Origin of the sequence: Paenibacillus sp. Marseille-Q4541 (assembly GCF_018310695.1) — a bacterium.
Classification (GTDB): Bacteria; Bacillota; Bacilli; order Paenibacillales; family Paenibacillaceae; genus Paenibacillus.
On sequence record NZ_JAGXCY010000004.1, the window covers coordinates 142,268 to 165,447 of the forward strand.

A 23,180-nucleotide genomic window follows, 5' to 3' on the forward strand; every position below is an offset into this window, starting at 1 on the left:
TGTTTAAACGTAAACGTTTAATTAATAATCGAAGTGTAAGTCTATTCATCATTTTTGTCAACGGTTACATTTATGAAGAAATAAAGGCGCTGTCCTAATGGACAACGCCTCTTATCTAAATCCCCATAAGTCTTTTTATGATATAAATCCATAATAGCTTAAGTTACTTCTCTCCCTGGTAGAAGGGGTTATGGTTATTTATGGTTTGTTGTTTCTTTCGTTGGGAAGATCCGGTCCATCATGATTTGGAACTCTCCTACGACACCGCTGATTGGTTTACCATTCGTCAGATCGGTTGCATATCCTTCAGCACGCTGTACGAAATCTGGGTTTGCTGAAACATATACATTTTTAATTTTCGGATCCATTTGTTTGATTTTTTTCGCGATTTTTTGTTTCATTTCATCTGTTACTTTTTCTTCAGCCAAGGTATCGTTCATTTTGCTATACGTACCTGGTCCTTTTGTGCTCTTCATGCGAACGCTATTCGGGTTAAAAATCCCGCCTGCTCCGCGTGGACCATTCGCATTGTCTCCCACCATATTGCTTTGGGAATAGCTGTTTGAGCGAAGTCCTGGCGCAATACCGCTTGTAGTATAAGGAGCTCTTGTTCCTACATCATTGACACCAAGGCTTCCTAAATTTTGATTCATTTGATTACGGTTATGATGTCTTGTGCTTTGAGCTTGGACGCCCTCTTTGAGCGAAACCGCAACATAAGCGTTGTGATCAGTAAGAAGAACATGGGCTTTTCCCACTCCGTTCATTTCCGATACAGCCTTTGATAGTTGGTTGCTGGCGGAAAGGTTTGTTGTGCGGTGCACACTGGCTCTATCTGGATTAATTCCATTCATGCCATAGTTGATTCCATAACGATCGGCACGGTTCATTTCCGTAGAATAATTACGGACACTTTTCGTCTTCACGCCATGGTCTGTAGTTGTTGTTCCACAACCTGTGAGGGCTGACATCATAAGAATTGCTGTTGATAAAGAAAGAGTAACGACTTTGGTTTTTCTCATTCCTGGCATGTTTCATCCTCCGCTTCAATTATAAGTTGTTATGGCACTTCGTTATCATGCGCGAAGCGCTTACCCCTTATGCTGAAAGGATTTGGAACATACCCATAGAAAAACCCGAAGATATGCCACTTCTGGAAAGTGACTGTCTTCGGGTTAAAGTTTTAATCATGTTTTACTCATTTGTATCGCTTTTTGTTTCTTTTTCAGCAGCTGATTCATCCAATAAACCTTTGGCTGTGTCTAATACCTTATCCAGCGATTCTTCCGGAATGATATAAGCCAGCGAGGAATCCTGTCCTGTTTTTACATAGAACATACCTTGCTGTGAAGAATCTGTTAGCCCTTGATACACACGTGTCGTTCCGTCTTTAAGTTCGGCGGTCACAGTGAAAGAGATTTTACCTTGCGCTGGTTTTTGCAGCACTTGATCGGTAGCAATCGTCTTCAACTGATTCATCAGTGAATCCGCATCTGTAAGTTCCACACTTTTACCATTCAAGGTCCAAGCCGTAGTTTCTCCCTCTTGTTCCTCTTTACGTTTCAACACCCATGAAATATCGCTGCTTTCCCATTCGAGAGATACGAGCTGATCGTTATCCCACTCAAATGGAGTGGTGTCCATTAACTGCAGCGGGGATAAAAGAAGACTCGTTGCCGTAGTCTCGGAAATACTTACAACTTGCCCTCCCCCAATTTGGGCGTAAACATTATCTCCGTTGGGAAGATTATTACCAAGTGCGAGCTGGACTGTCCCACCATCCTGCGTCGTAATTGTAATTCCTTTGTCCTCTGGAGATAGACCATATTTCTCAAGATCTGTCGGATTCTCTTCGACGACTGTAACCAAGTTCGCACTTGATATGGTGTTCAGCCATTCATCCACAGCATAGGTGTTAACAGGGTACGACTCAGGAGCAGTCATTACCCACTGACTATCCTGTTTCGTTAGCTCCGTAGTCTCATCACCATTCACAATTCGAAACTTGGTAATCGATGCGGAATCAATCACTTCGGTGCCCATCAGCTTTTCCGGTTCGTCAGCCTGTTCCTGAAAATAATTTTGGGAGTGAGCGAATGCCCACCCTCCGGCCAGCAAGACTAACAATACAATCGTCGGAATAAACTTTTTCATTTCTTTCTGCGCCTCCACCATAAAATAATGCCAATGGCTACAAAAATAAGCGGCATTACTACCACAGCAACAAGGAAAATTGCCGAGCCTTGAGACTGGGTTAAGTAAGCCAGCTCATAACCTGCCTGTTCTCTCGGGCGAATGGTTAAACCATTTTCTTTTTCGGCCAAATAATTGATTGTATTCAGCGCAAAATCCTTGTTACCTCCACTCACAATTTCCGAATCTTGTAAAAAGGTGGTCGCTCCCAAAATAACGGCTTTGGGTTTGCCATCCGCTGTATCTACGGCATATCCGAGATCGACCGGTCCTTGGAGATCTTCAGCGGTATCATTATTCGTTTCATTCTCCAAAAGCGCTGTAATATTCGTTTCCCCATAACTCGTATCTGAGGATTGTAGAATTGGAGTTACGGTCCACTTGTCTTGCTTCTCCGTGTTGAGTCCAAGGGATAAGCTGAAGACAGGCTGAAGATTGTTCTGAATTAATTTTTCAGTCACTGCATGTGATTCAAGTTCAGGCATGGACCATAAAGGGCCGTACGTCGTAGACTGCTCCTTATCCACCATGATGGCATGTTCATTTGTAACACCGTATTGTTTCATCAGCGTATCTATATTCTTCCACTGACTTGCCATCTCTTCATGAAAACCAAGAGTAAGCAGCAGCTTGCCTCCGTTACTCATATAGGTCTGAACCTGCGATAGCTCCGCATCGGTCAGATCTGCCTGTGGACCTAAAATAGCCAGGACATCTGTATCTTCAGGGACAGCAGTTCCTTCTGCAAGAGAGATTTCGCTTGTCTCGATGTTGCTCTGATTGAGTGAACTTTGCAGCGTCGTTGCTGCGGATAGTCCGAGTTCTCCATGCCCCGTTAACACCGCTACCTTGTGCTTTTCATCAGAAGAAAGTGACAATAGTGCCTGTGTTAACTTCTCTTCACCAGAAAACAAATAGGAACCTTCGCTTTCACCAGACGAGAATAAATCAATCATGGACACGATCTGCTGCTTGTCCTCTTGTAAAATCACGATAGAACTTGAAGTCAGACCGTATTGCTGGGCGAGTAGAGGTTCGGATTCAAGATTGTATTTTTCCACTTTCAGCTTATTATTTAACTTACTGTATTCGTCAACCAAGTCTGTTACTTCCCGGTTTAACAACTCGTCGCTCGAACTGTTTACCGTAAACACCAATATCCGGGTATCTGCTTTTACGTCTTTAATCGCATCTTTCGTTTGTTCTGATAATGTATTTTGTTTCCCTGCTGTTAGATCAAGCTGAAATCCACCGAGTGAATTCATAAAGAAAGTGAACAGGATAAAAATACCGATGACAGCGACTGAAATTACACCACTATTCGTATGATTGAGCCATTTTTTCATTTTCTTACCTCCACCGTTTCCGCTCAATGCCCTGAATACTGAGCGTCAGGAAAACACCGGCTAATGTAAGATAGAAAATCACATCAGGCCCACTTATAACGCCCTTCGTGAAATTCATGAATCGATTAGATAAGGAAAAGGGCTCAAGCCAAGCGGTTATGGCACTGTCGCTTCCTGTAAAAGAGTCCATCATCCACAGTACAAACAAAATAATGAATCCAGCTACTGCGGATACCATCTGATGTTGAGATAAAGAGGAGGCAAATAACCCAATCGCCATCATGGATGCCCCAAGTAAAAACAAGCCTAAAGCAGATAACCAAACGGTCGTTTCATTAATATCACCATAGAGGGACATAATGAGCGGATAGGTTAAACTGCATAGGATGAGAAGCAGTAAAATGACTAAAGACGCTAGATACTTCCCAAACACAATTTCGGTTACACTCGTTGGTGACGTCATTAAGAGCTCGTCTGTACCTTGCTTGAACTCTTCTGCAATCAGACGCATGGTCAGCAGAGGTACAATGTAGATGAGTAATGAAAGGGTATCTCCCAGGACAAGCCTATAATCCACTATACTGGGCTGATAGTAGACGAAACTCATAAAGAACAAAAAGCTCGACAACAATACATAAACCGCAAAGGCAAAATACGTGGTCGGAGCAAGAAAATAGGATTGAAGTTCTTTATAGAAAATGGCCATCATCCGTTTCACTTCTGCTCGCTCCCTTCTTCTAACGCTTCTGGTGATTTCGCATCTGTTGAATCTAATGCTACGACTTCCTTAGGAAGTTCTACGGAACTTTCTTTTTCGGACATCGTTAGCTTTTGGAATACTTCTTCTAAGGATTGGTCCTGTTTTTTCATTTCCAGGATAGGAATATTCTCTGAAGCAAGCTTGTTAAAAAGAGCCTCTCTATAGTCATATCGGGAAGGTGTAGTAAATTCCAGCTTCAGCGTTCCGTCCGATTCATTTTGTAAACCTAGCGAAATGGGGTGCTCCTGAGTATTTCCCCATGAGGTAAGGATCGGCAGTACATGATCAGCTTCTCCTTTTACCGTAACTTGAACTTGGAAAGAATTCTCCATTGAACTTCCAATCGAAGCAGGCGCTCCATCAAGCACAAGTTCTCCCTGATTAATAATTAGAACCCGATTGCATAAGGTACTTACTTCGGGCAAGATATGTGTACTTAACAATACGGTATGATTTTCTCCTAATTCTTTAATTAAATCTCTAATTTCCATAATCTGATTGGGATCAAGTCCGGACGTTGGTTCATCAAGAATTAATAAATCCGGCTTGTGGATAATGGCGCCTGCCAGGCCCGTCCGCTGTTTATATCCTTTCGATAAGCTCCGTATCATCTGATGTTCTCGTCCAATAAGTCCGAGCCTGCTTACCATTTCATCGACTCTTTTTTTCTGCTCTCTTGCTGGCACATCTCGCAATTTCGCTACAAATTTTAAGTAAGACAGGACCGACATGTCAGGATATAACGGCGGAGTCTCCGGCAAATATCCGATGCGAGAACGAACTTTCCTCCCCTGCTCATGAACAGACATTCCATCCAAAAGTATTTTGCCTTCGGTCGGGCGTAAATAGCCTGTAATCATTCGCATGGTTGTCGTTTTCCCCGCTCCGTTTGGGCCCAGAAAACCAACGATCTCTCCGCGTTCCATAGAAAAATCCAAGTTCTGAACGCCTCTTTGGCCGTTGTAAGTTTTGCTTACATGATCTAACTTCAGCAAAAGACTTCATCCTTTCTGCTTTCTCTTCTCCGTTCATTGACGGTTATTCCCAGCATATCCTTGTAACAATAAACGATTCTTAAATGAAGGTAAAAGAATCCTTAAAATATTGTGTCTAAACTGTGAACTACTGTCCACCCACCCACACCGCTCATCCGTGTTATACGTACCTTATCGTATAAGAATTAACGGGAGGGGTATGTCTTGAAAGTACTTTTCACCTTTTTTATTGCGAGCGGTGGTGTAGAGACGTTGAATCGACTACGTTGTGCAGCCTTAAACAATCATGGCATCGAAGCCCATACCTTATATCTCATGCCTGGGACCGGCCTTCAGAACAATACGGGTACGGTATTCACAACTTCCGATAATGAGGAGATCAGGCTCCTTTTGGAACAACAACAATACGATGCCGTCATCTCCACCTCAGACATCAATATGTTAGAACGGCTTCGCGTTTTTCTTCATTACAAAGGAAAAATCATCTTTGAAGCACAGGGCCTCGGCACAAGAGAAGCAGCGGTTGAAACGATCGAAATGGCAATCCCCTACCTGCAAGCTTATGCAGATGCGGTTCTAATTCCTCCAACATTACATTTGCATCAGCTTTTTATGGACATGTGCCCCTTTATGCATCGCTTTATTATTACGGGAATGCTCGATACAACAAGTTTTGCCCCGCTCGAAACGGATATTCCTCCCTATCCAGCTTTAATTTGGGTTGGGCGTCTTGAATACAACAAAAATTGGCGGGAGTTTCTCAACATTGGACACCGTATTATTCAGGAAAAACCGGACACGAAATTATGGTTTTTTCATGATCCCACGCTTGCGGTTACAGCGGATGAGCAACAGTTTTACGAAACTTTAAAAATACTCGATCTGGAGGACAAAATCGGTATTTTCAGCAACATTCCCAATTCCAAAATGCCGATGTACTACTCCATGGTTGCCAGGTCCGGTGGTGTCATGATCTCTACGTCCATTATGGAAGGATTCGGATACGCTGTAGCCGAGGCTATTAGTTGTGGATGCCCCGTTGTAAGTACTGATTCGGATGGGGTGAGAGCATTTATCACACATAACCAGACTGGTAAATTTTATCCGCTCGGTCAGGTGGAGCAAGCAGCCTACGAAGCACTAGAACTCATGAATAATAAAACGCTAAGGACACAGATTCAGAAGGCAGGCCGTGAGCATCTTGTGTCCCATTTTTCCCCGGGTGCTTACGCCCATTCTTTCCGTCAGATGATGAACGCCTTGGCTATTTTCTAGAAAAAAGGAGAAATGCCTTTATGAAAATACTGATGGCAACCTTTTGGGGACTGCAAAACCTCGGCGGGATCTGGACGTACATCCGCCAACTCTCGGAGTGGCTTCTTGCGCATGGAATCGAAGTCGATGTCATCGGTACCGATATGCAGCAGGAGACCGTCTATATTTTAAAGAAAGGATGGTTGTTCGAGAAAAAAGCAGTTCTACCCGCCCTCCGATCGACTCTCTCTGCTGACCATGTTCCGGCACTGCATACAGACCCCTATCTAGCCTACTTAGAACTTAATCGATATGCCTACGAGCTAGGGATTGCCTACCTTGGAACCGAATCATACGACCTGATTCATGCCCAAGACCCCATTAGCGCATATTCTATTTCGCGTGTGATGAAGAGGTCGATTCCGCTTGTCACGAGTTATCATGGGTCACTGCATTTGGAAGGATTTTTGGATGAACTGCAGATGAATCCTCGTACGCGTAAAGAAGATTACCTACTTGACCCGTTAGGGAAATATTATAAAACGATGGAACAACTCGGCATCGCTGCTTCCGATGGATTCATTGTTTCTTCCAACTGGATTCAGCAGCTGATGGTGCAGTTTCACGCATCTCCGGTTCACTTTGACCTTATTCCTTATGCTGTGGATCTGAAACGATATGATCAGCGGGCTGCCGAAGTTACTTCTTATACGCCTCCTCCAGCCAAAAAAGTAATCGCTTTTACTGGGCGCTTGGAATACATCAAAGGGATCCATGTTCTGCTTGAAGCTGCTGGGCTTCTAAAACAACGCAGGAATGATTTTGTCATTTGGATTGCTGGCCAGGGAAGTATGGGGGAGTTATATAGAGAACATACGGTTCATAAAGGAGTTTCTGAGCACGTCGTATTCTGGGGGATGGTTGATAATGTACCTTCGTTCCTTAAGAATGTTCACATCTATGTACAGCCGAGTTTGCAGGACACCCAGCCTTTCTCTGTTACGGAAGCTCAGCTTGCGGGTGTTCCGGTCATTGTAACGGATGCAGCCGGAATGCCGGATATGGTGCAAGAGGGGCAGACCGGATATGTCGTTCCTCCTTCGGATGCAGCCGCTCTCGCTCACAAACTTGACTACCTGCTCACGCATGATAATGTAAGAACTCGTGTCGGAGCAGCAGCACGTACCTGGGCGCGTGAATATCGTTCACTGGAACGACAGGCGGAAGATACGTTATCTGTCTATCAGAAGTATATTGATCAGTGGAGAATGGTGAAGCACGATGGCCCAGCTGATATAAAAAATAGTAGAAATAACGCCATGGATGCATCGCCGCTTCCCCCTCTACATCATCTATCCATTTCATCAGAACTGTTGGCAGATTTGCAGAGTAAACTTCCTGCGGATTATCTATTACCCGATCCAAAGGTGCTGAAAGAAATAGAGTAATATAAAAGCATTCTATACAGTCTACGTGCTTCTCTTCATTTGATTATCGTCGCTTTTCTTTGAATAACGTTTCTCGTTAGCTCAATTTTTCCTATCTACCTTAAAAGCGATTATTTCACCAAATGACCCAAGCTCTGTTCACACGCAAAATACATTGTGGATCGGTTACACTAAGTTGCAATTTACAGATTCTTCTTCCTGCATGCGGAACTGGATACTCAATACGTCGCTTTTGGAGCAAACTGACCTTGATTCTTTAGAGCATAGTCAAAAAAACGAAGGATAAGTTCATTTTGAGTTTCAATCGCATAATATTTATCGATACTTGCTGTTCTGCCTCCTTGCAGCAGGTTTGCCAATATAGGTGAGAATAAAGGTAGATCGGTTAAACTTAAATGTTTTGCGCCTTTAAAATAAACGGTGTATGCACCTTTAAAATTTTTATTAGAAATTCTATTCGCGATATACGAAGAAGCGTTGTCGAGCTGTATCCACACATCATCCGAATAAATATTAAAAAGCGGGATGGTATAAGCTTCGGATTTTGCAGTTAATTCGTTTGTAACTTTATCATACAAAAGCTCGCTAAAGAACGGAGCATCTATATTTACTACGGCGTCAATGTCATCGCGTTCTCTGCTCAGTGCTACGCTTGCCGCACCCCCCATAGAATGACCGAACACGCCTATTTTCTGTGTATCAATGCGTTCATATGCAGAATCTTTTTTTTGCCCGGCTTGTTCCAAAATCGTATCGATGACAAAATCCATATCATCCGTTCGCAATTTCATCCATTTTTGAGTAAGCTCGAAAAACTCACCAAGCGAATAAACCCCTTCTTTATTTGCATCGTTGACTTCTTGCATGAACTCGGGATTAACCGTCACGACCTTTCCATCCTCAGAAACGGTATAAAAAGAATGATAGGGATGGTCAATCGAAACGACGACATAACCGTGGCTCGCAAGTTCAGTAAAGGTAGAAGTGTTGCTTGCTTTAATACCGAATGATCCATGGGAGAATACAAGTAAAGGATATGTTCCATCTGCCTGTTCAGGATACCAAAATTCCACGTTAACAAACCGATTGTCTCCCTGATCCGTAAATTCTTCAATACGATTCTTGTCCACATAGCTGTAAGTGGCGGTCGCCACTGCATACGGACCTGTCACTTGCGGCAGCCTATGCTGTGGAAAAAGTAAAACAGGAACAAGGGTAACGACAACGGTCAGTGCTAACAAAAGGAATTTCCATATCGTAGAGAATGCTTTGTATCGCGGAGTGTGTGTTTGTTTGCGCAGTAGAGCAACGATTTCCTTGAACGCTAATATAAAGAGCAAGCCTTGAAACAAACCCCAAGTGAAGTCCCATACAACAACTTTCCCCAAGATCAGCATCATAAATCCTATAAACATTGCGATTCTCGTCCAACTCTTTATCTTGCTGCGGCTTTGCTTGGTTGCAATGGAATAAACGGCAATTGCCAGCTCAAAGACCAACGTAACAACAAGTATTAAAATCTCCATAAGACTTATCTGCTCCTTCTCCCACTTTTTATGAGTTCATCATAATAAATGACCGAGCAGGTGTATACGCATAAACGATAAGCTGTAGCTGAGAGCCAATAAGTTGTAAAAACAACGCAATCAAGTGCACTTACGCTGCGAATACGACTTTATTTAGGAGAAGTTTGTGTATGTTTTCTAAACCTCGTTTTTAAAGGTTTTTAGTCTTTCATTGATCTTTTGAGCTTCCTTTTTGTCATTCTTATACGTCAGTAGGCGAACGATAGCGTATACTGCTGCAATTTCCAAAGCCAATAATATTATATCGAATGTGCTGTATACGAGATTCAATATGATACTTAGAGAAATTAAAAGGGCTTCCAGAAAAAAGAAATGAAAAATCACTCGGAAACGCATTTTATTCTCGCTAATCGCATGCGGAGTATATAAAATGATTCCAGTCAAAGCACCCAGAAAAGAGAAAGCCATAATTGTAAAAATCGTCTTTAATTCGAAATTTGCATCTGGAGCATAGATTTGCCGCAAAATAGTGATGATTATAATGATGGAGGCGAATATAATTAAGAAATCTCTAATCATTTCTTTAATGAGCTCGGAATACTTCATATAGGTCCCCCTTTTATAATCCGAGTATGTGTTTAAGCATTGGCACATACTGCCGTGATATGACTACCTTCTCCCCGTTATCCAATAACGCTTGAAAACGGCCGCTAATCGACGGATGAATACTGGAAATCTTAGCTATATTTAGAATGGTGGATTTGGAGGCGCGAAAACAATATTTCTCTTTGCAAAGTTCCTCCAGTTCATAAAGCTTTTGTTTGACTTCATGAACGTTATTCTTACAATACGCAAACACTTTTCCGTCAACAGCTTCAAAATAATAAATATCACTAATTTTGATGCGGCTGATCTTATCCTCATGATAACCAAGTATAATGAGCGTTTCGGTTTTTATTTTATTAACGAGCTCATGTATTTCTTCGTCTACTTGGTGACACCTGATGCGGACCTCCTCTTCTTCTGTATGGTCTATTACTTCGATGAAAATTTTGATAAAAATCACCCTCGAAAATTCGAATTAAAACTTGTTAACGTTTATAACGTGAAGCATACAACGAAAACGCGTAAGCTTCCGAATGTTTCCTTTAATCGTTTTTAAATCAATCATTGATAATATGACAACTTCCTTTCAGAGATACAAATATTCGAAGTGTCAACAGCATCAATCTAGATTTCAAAGTATTTTATCATCAAATTAGCCTTGAAAGATAACTGATATATGGTTATCTTTAATTGATTAAATATAACTAGCACACCACGCTATCCTGCCCGTTAGCTTAAAGAAAAAGCAGCCGAACTTTTAAGCGGCTGCTTACTTGTTGTTACTGAACTAACGTTCTCCGTTAGTTGAACGAGTTCATAAATGATGAGTTACTTTCAATTCGTTTCAGATCCAAATAATATGCGGGCAGGTTGGGAGCCATGTGAATCATTCAACAAAAGACGAGTATCGCCTCTATTCGCTTATGGGACCGGAATTTCTTTTTCCATAATAAAATCATCCATGACGAACCCATTCCCGATATCCGCAATTTGTTCCCGTACGGTCCGAAAGCCTTTTTTCTCATATACCGCAATACTGGATTCATTATGACGATTGACCGTCAGCCAAATATGGCTTAGGTTTCGGTCTTTGCACAGCTTCTCCAGGAATGCCAACGCTTGGCTGGCATAGCTGCGTCCCCTGTACTCCTTTCCTATATAAAACTTGCTCAAGAAGAGCTTCCCCTCTTCTTGTCTGGCCGAAATATATCCGACTGCAGAGCCATCGTTATGGATCAAGTAATATTCGTAGCCCTGATGATGGATCTGATCCGTAATCGCTGGAACTGATTGGTACTTGCCAATCATGTAATCAATCTGCTCGATTGTAATAATGGAAACATAATATTCACGCCATATTTCTTCCGCTAATCGAGCAACCTCAGCGATTTCTTCCGCTGTATTCACGTGTGGAAACATAAGCCTCATGACATGTGCCTGCCTTTCTTGGATCTCTCGCTTCATCCTATCAATAGAATATCATAAATTATAATAGAAGCTTAGTCGCAACTAGCGAAGCATGAATGGTATGTAACTTTTCCAGCTGCTTTTGTTGGCTTCCACCCATGACTTAAATTCAACACCAACCACTACGATAAACCATGTTAAATTGCCCGTTAGCGTAATGAATTTGAATATATAGGTAGATTCCACAGTAAAAAAAGGTTCATAAGAGTATCCAGAACCGTCTTACAACGTTCCCATTCTCCTCCACATACTCAGACTCAAACTGACCACCATTCTTTATAATGGTTTTTTCTGATGCAAAATTTCCTTTATCACATACTAGGAGAACTTTGTTTAATCCCATATCTCTTGTTATTTCAAGTGTTATTGCTAATAGTATGGAGGCATAGCCTTTTCTTCTTTCTGATGGACGTATTCCGTAAACCGATATGTCCGCCGCAATTAAAGAGTTTTTCATTAAGTCTGTGTCTAATATTTACTGCACCAATTACTTTATTTGAATATTTGTCTATAAGCCAGAATGTAGAATGGGGGACAACATTCTCGTTCGCTATTTTATCCTCTGTATCTTCCGAATACAAAAAATCAATCATTGAATCAAAATTAGAAGGATCTTTCTTCACTACCCACGGGGTAATATCTTGCTCATTTTACATCCAATATTTGTAAAAAAACATATACTCGTCCTTATATGCAGCTGAAGGTTTCACCAACTCAACTGAGTTCATCATCTCGCCACCCCAATTCAATTAAAATATGAAACAACATTTATTTGAGCATTTACTGAATTAACGGTTGAAGACCGATTAGATACATATTAATCGAAAATCGGTACAAGTTCTTGTCCCTCAAGAATGACAGGTTCAGCACAAAGTACGATCTCGGTATATATTTCACCTCTTCATCCAAAAGCGCTTTCACATTTCTTTTGCCAAAGTGCTCATTGAGATGAGCTTGGTATCCATTTCAAATGGGGTCACAGTAGGTCGAGATACTTCCGAGCAATGAAGCTAGTCTCTTGACCATAAACCAGCCTTTTGCTTTTCAATCATTCAAAAAAGACTCACCAACTCCCACTTAGATATTCACCTAATCGGTAATGGGAACATGTTTTTATCACTCGTCAATTGACTGGCTACCGCTATGTCATGATTCAATTATCGTGTCCTATTAGCGAAAACTTGAAAATTCCCTAGTTTTTTTTTGCTCTGAAATGCACAAGATATATTTGGAGGTGGAGTAAATTGCACATTATGTACATTTTTCTTTTGTTCATTAGTATGTTAATAAGCGGATGGGAAGAAGAAGCGAATCCTCCTCTCCAATCACAAATAGAGAAAAAACATTCTGCACCAGAAACTCAATTGATCTCACGAGTCAACAGCACAGAATCTATTCCTATCTTGATGTACCATTCGATTAGCATCAATCAATCTAATACGCTTTCTGTGCCCCCAAAAGTATTTTATAAACAAATGGAACATTTAAAGAATTCCGGATATAATCCCATCACGTTCAAGGATTTAATGAGTTGGAAGACGAGTCAATGGCTCCCGGATAAACCGATTTTGATTACTTTTGACGATGGCTATTTAGATAATTTTACAGACGCTTATCCGATCTTAAAAAAGTTTCAAATGAAAGCAACAATATTCGCCACCAGCGATTTTATTGGTTCACCCAATCACTTAAATTGGACTCAAGCAAAGGAAATGGAACAATCTGAACTCATTGAAATTGGTGTGCATACCCGGCATCATGTAGATTTGACAAAAAGCAACCAGTTACAACTTGAGGACGAAATTTCGGGAGCTAAACAAAGGTTTGAGAAGAGATTGGGGCATCCCATAATTGCTTTTGCTTATCCTTCCGGTAAATTCAATCAGAATGTAATACAGGTCGTTAAGCGTGCTGGATTTGAATTTGCCGTAACGACAAAACCTGGTTACGCCGAGAAAAAACAGGGATATTTAACTCTCCATCGCGTTCGAATACCTGGCGATCAGTCAATGGCTACTTTTATTCGAAAACTCCCTTGATATTGGATTTTAATCATCTATTCGTATTGGAGCATTAAGTTAAACGCTAAAAATAAAAGGCGTCAAAGCATGCCTTTCTATGGCTCTTCTAAAATTTAGACCTATTAGAAGCATCTCCTTTCCCAAAATCTGCTTTCAATAAAGCATAATGCATTCTGTTAGCTCCAAAACAACGGCAGCCGTTCGCGTAGGTCCACTGCCGTTGTGTCTTCATAGAAGTATCCTATCCCGTTAGCTTATCGAAAAATGGAGCAGCTGCCCACCGGCAAACTGCTCCATGCTATTTTTGCTCTAATGTTTCCCGTTAGTTTAGGGACACTTGGTACATAAATGTGTCCAGTGTCGTATCAATTACGAAGTCTCCCCGTACACCTTCGCTATGAGTTAGCTCTTGTATCCATTTGCTATCAGTTTCCGCTAGATAATATTCGAAGTTTATTACCCAATCGGTTACACCCAGTAATTTTTCATGAGGTCTGAGACCCAGAGCGGTTGTTTAATCTCCCATAGTTGAGTAAATTCCTTCATTACAGGTTTTAAATCTAATATTGGTGTTTCATTTATGGCATCAAGACCTTTTACATAAATCTTTTTACCCTCACGCCTTATCAATTCTACTGTAGTTAGTCCAATTTTATTCGGTCTATTCTTACCACGTTGGGCAAAGATTCCTACCTTTGGGTACGCTTTGTTATTCCGTGGGTGTCTTGCATCAATTTCAATATTGTCATCTTTTACTTTGTCAAAGTAAAAGATGACTTCCACATGGGAGAAATCCTCAATACCTAAAAGACTTTGTTCAGTATATCCATCTGCAAGTTCTATAGAAGATACAATTTCACCCCAATTATCATCTTCTATTGTTTCTCGACTGTTTCTGACATAGGCAATTGGTTTCATATTAATATTCATAATGTTACCTCCTAATTTTCGAAGCAGTAAACAGTGAGCAATGTCAGTAGTACTAATTCTTCGAACTTTGTATTACTCTTTAAACTGTTTCACTCAGTGAAACTGTGTTTTGTTTTATGTTATGAACTTATCATATCTGAATTTTTCAATTTGTTCAACTAACCTGCCCGTTAGCTTAATGGACGCTGCAACATTATACAATCTTCTGTATAAACGAGTAAGGTTTTACACCTACTATCACCAGTTACAGAAAAAAACCTTGGCATTAAACCCAAGGTTCTTAAAGAAAAGCTCTGAATTTACGCCATGGTATCTCTTACATCCAGGGCACTATAAGCAATAGTTTTGTCATAGGGATACTACTAGGCTATAATCGAATTCCAATACACCCTAGAGGAGACATACATAGTGAGGAAAGAGCCCTTTAAAAGATTAAGGAATAGCGCAATTGCAGTCATGCTGATTGTCGCAGGTGTTGTGACTATATCTCAGATTTATGGAGGCAATACAGCGCCCGTAACCGAACCCTTTGCAGATTCTAAGAGCACAGTCGCTGAGACATTAGACAAACACTCGATACAGATAGATCCATTTCACTTCTCGAACTTTGACTCAGCACCCTAGTTCGTCGTACCCAAAGATTTGGGTCATCTCAAATTTAGCCATACCCTATCACAAAAAACGCTTGAGCTATAACAGCTCAAGCGTTTTTTATCATACATATTTTTATACTAATCTCTTCACTCCGTCTGATGACTAATTGATTTACATATGCTTATGCAGCATGCTCAGTACATCGCGAAGCTCGCCAACAGGCACCTGACCTGGAGCGGAAGCTTTTTTGGCAGCACCAAAGGTCAGTGCAGAACCAAACAGTTCACCCGCAATACGGCTGATTACACCTTGACCCGCCATGGACATCGTAATGATCGGTCTGTCTGCATACTGTTCTTTCATCGTATGAGTTGCGTCCATCAGCATCAGTACGTCAGAGACACTTTGCGGCATTGCTGCAAGTTTCGGAATATCTCCACCAAGTTCCTGTGCCTTACGAAGGCGGGATACGATTTCTTCTTTGGATGGTGTTTTGTCAAAATCATGGTTCGAGATAATTACATACACATTATGTTTATGTGCAGTATCAACAATAGCTTTCACTTCTGCATCCCCAGTAAACAATTCAGCATCCACGATGTCCACTTGACCGGTTGCCGCAATCGCTTGATTCAGTTCTACATAATAAGAAGTGCTTACTTCTTTTTCCCCGCCTTCTTTCGCGCTGCGGAAGGTAAAGATAATAGGTAAGGACGGTAGAATCGTACGAATTTCGGTTAACGCTTCTTTCACTTTTTCTATATCTTCCACATGTTCATAAAAATCAACACGCCATTCGATAACGTCTAAATCCTGGGACTCTAGAAAACGTGCCTCTTCTTTCAATTGTTCAACGGTTTCTCCTACGAGCGGAACGCAAATTTTTGGTGCACCTTCGCCAATAGCAACATTTTTAACGATGACAGGTTTTAGGGTGTTTTGCATATCGATAGACTCCTTTATCTTCTGTATAAGAAATGACTAATGTAAGATAGAACTGCCTATTCTCCTCAGCTGTGTACTGCTTTTAGTGGTGCGTTCATTACTTTCCGGTAACGGATATTAACAACAATAGCCAGAATAACACCGACAAGCGTAACGATCGCATCGAATAGGATAATACTGCTGATACTTGTTTTGGATAGTATACCTGTTATTACAGGAATTGAGAATGTAGCAAGGCTTGATGCCGTATAAACAATACCGGTAATTTTCCCTTTGCTGGTCGGGAAGAGTTCGGACATCGTTGTAAGTGCGAGCTGCAATACGCCGCCAGCTGCAGAGAAACCAATCACAAACCCTGCGAGTACGCATACGGTTGCAGATGGGAACGCCCATAGTACAATCAGTGCGATAAAAGAAATCAGCGGATAAATAAATACAAAAGTTACAGGCTTCACCAGACTTTTTACAAGATAAGAAGTTACAAATACCGAGATTAAAGATCCAACACTATAATAACTGATCAGTTTCAAAGATGATGTATTGGTCATGCCTGCTACTTGCTCTCCATACGTTGGCAGCCATACAGAGATCAGATAAAAAGTGGCTGTTGCGGTATATCCAATCAGAATCAGGCACAGACCTTCAATCCAGAAACTAGGTTTTCTTGCAGAGTTATTCTCATCTGCATCCCTAACTGATGTCTGCTGCTCTTCCTGCTGTTCTTGATCAGGGAATGGCAAGCGAATAAGGAACAAACCATTCACGATAAAGATCGCTACACAGATCAGGAACGAATAACCGTAGTACAAGTTGCTGCTGATCAGCACGCTGATGATCATAGGAAGTGCAAATTGACCACCGGAAATAAATGCTTTAATGATAACATTTGCGGTACCTGCCGCTTTCGGGAAAGCTTCCATAAGTGCCGGGTAAGTACCGGAATCGAGTACCGAGTTCGCCATCCCTGCGAGCAGGGCAAAGATAAAGGCGACGGTCACGTTCGGAGATAACAAAATCCCGACGAAGAACACGGCATACATCCCCATCCCGATAAAAACAAACGGTTTCCGGCCCAGTTTGTCGGACAGTACACCCGAAATAAACAGCACGAGTAATCGCCCGATACCGAGCGCGGAAATCACATAGGAGATCCCCGCACTATCGGTATTTAGCTGTTCACTCAAGAACCCCATATTCTGTGCAAGGATAATCGCACCCATACCATGTACAAAATAGTTGATATACAAAGCTAATGCCGTCGGCATATACTTATTCTTCACAAAAGTTCACTGCTCCTTTAGAGTAGATTACATTGTTAAAAAATTCACAAAGTCACTCATAAGAAGGTGTCCACCTTCCTAAAATAACAATCCTTTAATATAGTCAACAGGCATATCTTCCCCTGTCCAGATTTTGAATGCTTCTGCTCCCTGCCATAACATCATGCCAAGACCATTAATCGTACGGCAGCCTTGTTCTTCCGCCATTTCGAGTAGACGCGTTTTTTGCGGAATATATACAACATCGGATACAATCAAGTCACTCCGCAGTACAGCAGGATCGGTAATCAGACTTTGACCTACGAGCGGCTTCATGCCTACACCTGTTGCATTCGTGAAAATAGCGCTATCTTCCACTTCTTTATAAAGTTTATCCGTTTGCTCCAGATCAAATAGTTGAACTTTGCAATCTGTTTTTTCCATAATATTTTTGATCGTTTGTTTCGCACGGTCATAAAATTCGTCTTTTCTGTTGAAAATAGAAATTTCCTTCACACCATCCAGTGCTGCCTGAATGCTGATCGCTGTAGCCGCTCCACCAGCACCAGCAATGGTCATTTTCTTACCGATGATGTCAATTCCATCTTCTTTGAGTGCTCTCATGTACCCTACCCCATCCGTGATATGTCCAGTAAGCACTCCATTATCATTAACTACTGTGTTTACGGCCCCAGCTAATTCAGCAGCCGGTGATAACTTGTCCAAATATTGAAGAACAACCGTTTTATTAGGCATGGTTACGTTACAGCCGCGTACATTAAGGGAACGGAAACCTTGAATTACACCAGGAAGCTGCTCATTACCAACCTCAAATGCCAAATATACATAGTCCAAACCAAGTTTTGCAAAAGCTTCATTATGCATCTTCGGGGACAAGCTGTGAGAAATCGGAGTTCCAAGTAACCCAATAAGTTTCGTTTTTCCTGAAATACGTTCTGCCATTGTTAACATCTCCTTTAGTTGTCTGCATTTCATTATTTATTCAAAGACAAGACCAAACTCGGTCTACTTTGTTATGTGAATGATGGTCTGAGTGCTTAAAGCATCGTTCCAGCACTCAGCTCACCAGATTTCATTTTATAATGAACCTATTTTTTTCAAGGTGGACAGTACATTTCTACCTTCGCGTACCCCATCCAAAATTTTACGTGCACCTAAGCTGTCTCCGATATTAATCACCTGTACATCCTGATCCTTAAAGTGTTGCTCGATCTCGCTTAGTTCAGGTCGTTCTGGTCTCATACCCAAGCACACAAATCCGTAGTCAAAATCAAGATTATTCATTTCACCTTCATACTCTAGTTTAAAATGATCAGCGCAAACTTCAATCAACGAAGTGCTGGTTCGCACATCGACATTATGTTTCTTAAGCATACTCATCATAGACAATCGGGTAATAATATCAAGATCTTTTCCTAGCTCAGGCAATCTTTCTACAATGATAACCTCTGCTTTTTGTGCTGCAAAGAATTCTACCACATCTAATCCTACAGCACCTCCGCCAATGACCGCCACCTTCTTGCCTTCCATTTCAGGGAACTGATTCACATCACTCAGCAGACTGAAAATAGAATGAACATGGCTTCCCGGCTTATCAATATGTTCTAACAATCCTTGAATTGGTGGAAGCAGAGGCTTAGAGCCTGTTGCATTGACAATCACATCTGGTTTCAAATTCTCGATCATAGGGATATCTGCTTTGGTTCCTGTAAAAGTAATTAGATTTTTCAATCGTTTACTTCTTTGAATCAAATATTTCGGGAAATCTGCAATACGTTTTTTGTCAGGCAATCTTGAAATTTCACTCGCAAGCCCGCCTAGATACGATTTCTGCTCAAATAGGAATGTGTTGCAACCGACTTCTGCGGCAGTACATGCTGCTTCGAGGCCGGCTGTACCTCCGCCGATGACAACAACATTGGTTTTTCTCTTCACCTGTTGCTCCATATACTCATCACCATGAATCACATCTGGGTTCACTGTACATTTGATTGGACGGTTCAGCGCAATCCGGTGTCCCGCACAGCCAATGTTACAGGAAATACATTTACGCAGCAGTTCTTCCTCACCACGGCTTACCTTACTTACCCAATCCGGATCAGCAATGAGTCCCCGGCCGATGGCAATCAAATCAGCCTCGCCTTTGGACAGCACATCCTCAGCCACCTGTGGATGACGGAAGTTACCGCTAGCAATCGTAGGTTTATTGAACTTGTCACGTACTGCTTTTGCTAGGTAGGAACGCCAGCCATCTGGCAGATTCATTTGATCGATCTGATATTGCAAGGAATCATTTACTGCAGCCGACACATTGATAATGTCTACTTCAGCATTCAAGTAATCAAGTAATTGCAGCGAATCTTCCAGTGTATTGCCTCCAGCGACAAATTCATCTGCACTGATACGAAGCATGATCGGGAAAAGAGGTCCCACTTCGGCTCTAATTCGGTCAATGACCATTCGTGCAAAACGGGCGCGATTTTCATAGCTGCCACCGAACTCATCGGTACGTTTGTTATATAGTGGTGATAAGAACTGACACAGCAGATAAGAGTGACCTGCATGGATCTCAATGGCATCAAACCCTGCCATTTTTACGCGTTTTGCCGCTTTACCGTATTTCTCTACGATCTCCAAAATTTCTTCTTTTGTGAGTGGACGAGGAATAGCTCCGCCTGCTTTCGAAGGTATATTGGAAGAAGATACCGGCTGTCCACCAATCCGATCAGGTACGGCAGAAGCACCCGCATGGTTGATCTGAATCGCTACTTTAGCACCTTGATTGTGCAGACGTTCGGTCAGTTCATAGAACCCTGGAATATATCGATCATGATCGATACGAAGTTGCGTCGTTCCGTTGGAACCGGTCGGAAAATCTAAACAAGCATTTTCCACAATAATAAGGCCGGTTCCACCTTTTGCCCGTTGCTCATAATATTTCATGTGATTAGCCGTCATTTCCCCATTTGTACCAGCAAAGTTAGTTCCCATGGGAGGCATAACAATACGGTTTTTAAGGGTCATGCTTTTCACAGCTAAGGGTGAAAAAATAGTAGGATACATTTTCTATTCCTCCAGTTATCAATTCTATGTTGCTCAAGGCCAGCATCCATTATGTCTTGCACTTTTCTAATGTGAATTATTTCACATAAAAGTCCTAAAATAGAACCGCTCTTATTGGCGGCTACTTAAATATGTTTGGTGAGAGGCCCTATGTTTCATCTTTTTCGTTTGTTTTGTAAATCAAATCACTATTCATTATCTCATTCAATTTTATTCAGCTGAACGTTATGCAATCATCATATATGGGGAATATTAATAAATCCAATTCATCTTTTTATGAAAATCCATAGATTTTGTCTATATATTACACTATAATTTGCTACGTCTACTTCTCTCATTGTGACTTATTAGGAAAGGATGATTTATCTTGAACCTCAGACATCTACAGTACTTTCAGGTGCTCGCTGACATGGAACATTTTACACAAGCATCTGCCAAACTGCATATTACCCAGCCCAGTCTAAGCCATGCTATTGCAGAACTAGAAAAGAAGCTTGGCGTTCGCTTGTTCGAAAAAAAAGGACGTAATGTCCGTTTGACCAAATATGGCCGTATCTTCCGTGAACATGTCGACCGTGCTTTATCCGAACTGGAAAAGGGAGAGCAAAAAATGCGGACGCTTTCTAGTCCAAGTCATGGCAGAATCGATTTGGCTTTTATCTATACGCTCGGTTCCCACTTTGCCCCTTCTCTGATTCATTCCTTTTCTTCTCAAGAAGAGTTCAAAGATATTACGTTGTCTTTTCATCAGGGGAATACGCAACATCTGATTCAGGAATTGAAGAATGATAAGTTCGATATCGCATTCTGCTCCCTTCTCCCTGAGGAACAAGAAGAAATTGAGTTCATTCCGGTTACGAAAGAAGAACTTGTCGTTATCGTACATCCGGAGCATCCCTTGGCTCAGCAGGATGACATTGATTTGGTGGATACAGCGGGTTATCCTTTTATTTTTTTTAATAAGGATAGTGGGGTCAGACCCATTATTGACGATCTGTTTGCCCAAGTTCATGTGACTCCGCAGATCATTTGCGAAATCGAGGAAGATAATGCGATGGCTGGCCTCGTAACTGTAAATTACGGAATTGGTATTATGCCCCGTATCTCCACTTTAAAACACTTTGATGTGAAAGTACTGCCCATTTCAAACCCCAGTTATCAGCGGTATATCTATATGGCTACTGTAAAAAACCGTTACCTGTCACCTGCCGCGGTTCAGTTTCGTGATTTCGTAATTGGTTACTGCCAAGGAACGGTTCAATAAAACATGAAATGATAAATGGAAATCAAGTCCATATTTCCCTTAAATATAATCTATTGATTTATATAACGATGTACTTTATACTCCAGATTGAGAGTTCGAGTTGAATTTTTATATTGTTGTCTCATCGTTTGTGATTTTTTTCACTATCATTATCGGTAAGGTGGAGTACATCATGAAACATATCCTGAAAAATAATTACATCCATGCAGCTTCCGGTATGTACATCAACTATTTCCTATACGGTATGGTCAATATTATTTTGGCATCTCACATGACATTTTTGACCGAAACCCTTCATACAAATGCTGCCGGTATCAGTCTCTTAGTATCCGCTATCGGTTTTGGCCGTCTTTTTACACTCTATGTGTCCGGTGTATTATCTGACCGCCTTGGACGAAAGCCATTTATTATTGCAGCCGGGCTACTCATGGCCGTCTTTCTCATTGGTATTCCGCTTAGTCCGAATTTGGGCACTGCCCTTGTTTTTGCGGTACTCGCAGGGATTGCCAATGCGTCAATGGATTCGGGTACCTACCCGGCACTGATTGAAGCCTTTCCTAAATCTGCCGGTTCGGCAACCGTAGTAGTTAGAGGCGTGATTTCCGTTGGAGCAGCACTATTACCGATTATGATTTTATTTTTTATGAACCAAGGTTGGTTTTATGGTTATGCCTTTTTCCTTCCTGCCGTCATTTTTCTCCTGAATACCGTCTTCATCTATAAAGCTAAGTTCCCAAGCATGAACAACAAAGATGAAGTAGATACAGATACGACAAATAATGAAACACCACAACAACCGGTTGTTCACTCTCAGCCGCGTTTTCGGATTGAAGGATTATGCTTGATTTTACTTGGGTTCACTGGACCTGCCCTCTTATATATCATGCAGTTATGGCTGCCTACTTATGGGCAGCAGATCATTGGTTTGACAGAGTCAGATTCACTTAAACTAATTAGCTATTACAATATCGGGTCTCTAGTATCTGTCGTTTTTCTAGTCATTGCACTACGCAAATGGTTAAAACCTGTTAATGTAGTGCTGTTATATCCTATTCTTTCCCTTTTTGCATTCATTCTGCTACTGACCGTAAGATCTCCGATGGCTGTTATTGTGAATGTCTTTGCCATTGGGTTCTCTATATCAGGTGTGCTGCAGTTAACACTAACTGTCATGAGTGAGTTTTTCAGTGAACGTAAAGGACAGATTACCGGATTCATTTATACGGCTACTTCCATCTCATATACAACGATTCCCTTCGTAACGGGTATTCTATTGGAACGTCTTAGTGTATCGAGTGTATTTGAACTAGCCGTTGCTATTAACCTGATCAGCATTGTTCTCGCGATCGTTGTCAATCACCGATACGCTAGTGTATTTCTAACCAGAACGTTTTCTTTCAGGAAAAAGTCTTCCTCTTTAAAAGAGAAACAAGACCTTCTGTATTAATATAACCTGCTCATTCTGAGTTTGATTACTCAGTGAAAGAA

At 41.4% G+C, this 23,180-nt stretch carries 20 protein-coding genes and 1 pseudogene; 6 read left to right on the top strand and 15 right to left on the bottom strand.

What is annotated here, in order from left to right; genetic code table 11:
• Positions 1–194: 194 nt before the first annotated feature.
• From KFT32_RS07075 to KFT32_RS07095, 5 genes are all read right to left on the bottom strand, one after another.
• Positions 195–1,031 carry a YhcN/YlaJ family sporulation lipoprotein gene (locus tag KFT32_RS07075; RefSeq protein ID WP_211746445.1) on the bottom strand — a complete coding sequence of 279 codons (837 nt, stop codon included), beginning with the start codon at positions 1,029–1,031 and terminating at the stop codon, positions 195–197.
• A 163-nt stretch (positions 1,032–1,194) separates the two neighbouring features.
• Positions 1,195–2,154 (bottom strand): DUF4340 domain-containing protein, encoded by a 960-nt coding sequence (locus KFT32_RS07080; RefSeq protein ID WP_211746446.1) that lies wholly within the window; start codon positions 2,152–2,154, stop codon positions 1,195–1,197.
• Complete coding sequence (locus KFT32_RS07085) at positions 2,151–3,539, bottom strand: GldG family protein (RefSeq protein WP_211746447.1); 1,389 nt, start codon at positions 3,537–3,539, stop codon at positions 2,151–2,153. The genes KFT32_RS07080 and KFT32_RS07085 overlap by 4 nt, the downstream gene beginning before the upstream one ends.
• A 4-nt stretch (positions 3,540–3,543) precedes the next feature.
• Positions 3,544–4,257 (bottom strand): ABC transporter permease subunit, encoded by a 714-nt coding sequence (locus tag KFT32_RS07090; RefSeq protein WP_211746448.1) that lies wholly within the window; start codon positions 4,255–4,257, stop codon positions 3,544–3,546.
• Positions 4,254–5,294, bottom strand: a complete 1,041-nt coding sequence (locus KFT32_RS07095; protein ID WP_211746449.1) for an ABC transporter ATP-binding protein — start codon at positions 5,292–5,294, stop codon at positions 4,254–4,256. The genes KFT32_RS07090 and KFT32_RS07095 overlap by 4 nt, the downstream gene beginning before the upstream one ends.
• A gap of 204 nt (positions 5,295–5,498) precedes the next feature.
• Between KFT32_RS07095 and KFT32_RS07100 the strand changes: the two genes are divergently transcribed.
• Together KFT32_RS07100 and KFT32_RS07105 are read left to right on the top strand one after the other, a co-directional pair.
• The gene (locus KFT32_RS07100; protein WP_211746450.1) at positions 5,499–6,569 is read left to right on the top strand and encodes a glycosyltransferase family 4 protein; all 1,071 of its coding nucleotides are present in this window, start codon (positions 5,499–5,501) and stop codon (positions 6,567–6,569) included.
• Positions 6,570–6,589: 20 nt separating this feature from the next.
• A complete protein-coding gene (locus KFT32_RS07105) occupies positions 6,590–7,996 on the top strand; it encodes a glycosyltransferase family 4 protein (protein ID WP_211746451.1) in 1,407 nt (468 codons plus the stop codon).
• A gap of 218 nt (positions 7,997–8,214) precedes the next feature.
• Here KFT32_RS07105 and KFT32_RS07110 read toward each other — a convergent pair whose 3' ends face one another.
• The 5 genes and pseudogenes from KFT32_RS07110 to KFT32_RS07130 form a co-directional block, all read right to left on the bottom strand.
• Positions 8,215–9,522: an alpha/beta hydrolase family protein gene (locus KFT32_RS07110; protein ID WP_211746452.1), complete on the bottom strand. Its 1,308-nt coding sequence runs from the start codon at positions 9,520–9,522 to the stop codon at positions 8,215–8,217.
• Positions 9,523–9,699: 177 nt separating this feature from the next.
• The gene (locus KFT32_RS07115; protein ID WP_211746453.1) at positions 9,700–10,128 is read right to left on the bottom strand and encodes a DUF3021 family protein; all 429 of its coding nucleotides are present in this window, start codon (positions 10,126–10,128) and stop codon (positions 9,700–9,702) included.
• A 13-nt stretch (positions 10,129–10,141) separates the two neighbouring features.
• Positions 10,142–10,588, bottom strand: coding sequence for a LytTR family DNA-binding domain-containing protein (locus KFT32_RS27590; RefSeq protein ID WP_211746454.1), 447 nt, complete (start codon positions 10,586–10,588; stop codon positions 10,142–10,144).
• A gap of 461 nt (positions 10,589–11,049) precedes the next feature.
• Positions 11,050–11,556: a GNAT family N-acetyltransferase gene (locus tag KFT32_RS07125; RefSeq protein ID WP_211746455.1), complete on the bottom strand. Its 507-nt coding sequence runs from the start codon at positions 11,554–11,556 to the stop codon at positions 11,050–11,052.
• Positions 11,557–11,794: 238 nt separating this feature from the next.
• A pseudogene (locus KFT32_RS07130) lies at positions 11,795–12,326 on the bottom strand (GNAT family N-acetyltransferase).
• Between the two features lie 522 nt (positions 12,327–12,848).
• Here KFT32_RS07130 and KFT32_RS07135 point away from each other — a divergent pair.
• Positions 12,849–13,634 (top strand): polysaccharide deacetylase family protein, encoded by a 786-nt coding sequence (locus tag KFT32_RS07135; protein WP_249435733.1) that lies wholly within the window; start codon positions 12,849–12,851, stop codon positions 13,632–13,634.
• Between the two features lie 450 nt (positions 13,635–14,084).
• Here the strand turns inward: KFT32_RS07135 and KFT32_RS07140 are convergent, their stop codons facing one another.
• Positions 14,085–14,546 carry a TrmO family methyltransferase domain-containing protein gene (locus KFT32_RS07140; RefSeq protein WP_211746457.1) on the bottom strand — a complete coding sequence of 154 codons (462 nt, stop codon included), beginning with the start codon at positions 14,544–14,546 and terminating at the stop codon, positions 14,085–14,087.
• A 408-nt stretch (positions 14,547–14,954) separates the two neighbouring features.
• On the opposite strand from KFT32_RS07140, the gene KFT32_RS07145 reads away from it, so the two are divergent.
• A complete protein-coding gene (locus KFT32_RS07145) occupies positions 14,955–15,170 on the top strand; it encodes a hypothetical protein (RefSeq protein WP_211746458.1) in 216 nt (71 codons plus the stop codon).
• Between the two features lie 141 nt (positions 15,171–15,311).
• Here KFT32_RS07145 and aroD read toward each other — a convergent pair whose 3' ends face one another.
• From aroD to KFT32_RS07165, 4 genes are all read right to left on the bottom strand, one after another.
• A complete protein-coding gene (aroD, locus tag KFT32_RS07150; RefSeq protein ID WP_211746459.1) occupies positions 15,312–16,085 on the bottom strand; it encodes a type I 3-dehydroquinate dehydratase in 774 nt (257 codons plus the stop codon).
• Positions 16,086–16,150: 65 nt separating this feature from the next.
• Positions 16,151–17,365 (bottom strand): MFS transporter, encoded by a 1,215-nt coding sequence (locus KFT32_RS07155; protein WP_211746460.1) that lies wholly within the window; start codon positions 17,363–17,365, stop codon positions 16,151–16,153.
• Positions 17,366–17,443: 78 nt separating this feature from the next.
• A complete protein-coding gene (locus KFT32_RS07160; protein ID WP_211746461.1) occupies positions 17,444–18,307 on the bottom strand; it encodes a shikimate dehydrogenase in 864 nt (287 codons plus the stop codon).
• A 135-nt stretch (positions 18,308–18,442) separates the two neighbouring features.
• A complete protein-coding gene (locus KFT32_RS07165; RefSeq protein WP_211746462.1) occupies positions 18,443–20,428 on the bottom strand; it encodes an NAD(P)/FAD-dependent oxidoreductase in 1,986 nt (661 codons plus the stop codon).
• A gap of 367 nt (positions 20,429–20,795) precedes the next feature.
• On the opposite strand from KFT32_RS07165, the gene KFT32_RS07170 reads away from it, so the two are divergent.
• Together KFT32_RS07170 and KFT32_RS07175 are read left to right on the top strand one after the other, a co-directional pair.
• Positions 20,796–21,692, top strand: a complete 897-nt coding sequence (locus KFT32_RS07170) for a LysR family transcriptional regulator (protein ID WP_211746463.1) — start codon at positions 20,796–20,798, stop codon at positions 21,690–21,692.
• Positions 21,693–21,864: 172 nt separating this feature from the next.
• The gene (locus tag KFT32_RS07175; protein ID WP_211746464.1) at positions 21,865–23,139 is read left to right on the top strand and encodes an MFS transporter; all 1,275 of its coding nucleotides are present in this window, start codon (positions 21,865–21,867) and stop codon (positions 23,137–23,139) included.
• Positions 23,140–23,180 lie beyond the last annotated feature (41 nt).